We start from the raw sequence: 806 nt of genomic DNA, 5'->3' as shown, positions 1-806 counted from the left end.
TTTCTGTTCGGCAGCCTGAATGCCGATGTCTTGCCGCTGGTCGAGCACCTGGGTGAGTCGGCCAAGATCATCGACATGATCGTCGACCAGTCGCCCGAGGGCCTGGAAGTGCTGCGCGGCTCCAGCAGCTACATCTACGAAGGCAACTGGAAGCTGACCGCCGAAAACGGCGCCGACGGCTACCACGTCAGTGCCGTGCACTGGAACTACGCCGCGACCCAGAACCAGCGCAAGCTGCGTGAAGCCGGCGAAGAGATCAAGACCATGAGCGCCGGCAGCTGGGGCAAGACCGGGGGCGGCTTCTATTCGTTCGACAAGGGCCACCTGTTGCTGTGGACGCGCTGGGCCAACCCCGAGGACCGCCCGGCCTTCGAGCGCCGCGACGAACTGGCGCGCGACTTCGGCCAGGCCCGCGCCGACTGGATGATCCAGAACTCGCGCAACCTGTGCCTGTACCCCAACGTCTACCTGATGGACCAGTTCAGCTCGCAGATCCGCATCGCCCGGCCGATCTCGGTGAACCGGACCGAAATCACCATCTACTGCATCGCGCCCAAGGGCGAGAGCGCCGACGCGCGGGCCAAGCGCATCCGCCAGTACGAAGACTTCTTCAACGTCAGCGGCATGGCCACCCCGGACGACCTGGAAGAGTTCCGCTCGTGCCAGACCGGCTACGGCGGCGGCACTGGCTGGAACGACATGTCGCGCGGCGCCACGCACTGGATCGAAGGGGCGGACGCGGCGGCGCAGGAAATCGAGCTCAAGCCACTGCTGTCCGGGGTGCGCACCGAGGACGAAGGCCTGTT

Annotated in this window: 1 protein-coding gene; it reads left to right on the top strand. The window is 65.8% G+C overall.

Annotated elements, in window-relative coordinates:
* On the top strand, nucleotides 1-806 hold an 806-nt coding region (locus DGA31_RS29440), incomplete at both ends, for an SRPBCC family protein (protein WP_277749414.1).

This window comes from Pseudomonas ovata (assembly GCF_003131185.1).
GTDB lineage: Bacteria > Pseudomonadota > Gammaproteobacteria > Pseudomonadales > Pseudomonadaceae > Aquipseudomonas > Aquipseudomonas ovata.
This window is presented reverse-complemented; position numbering and strand designations above follow the sequence as displayed.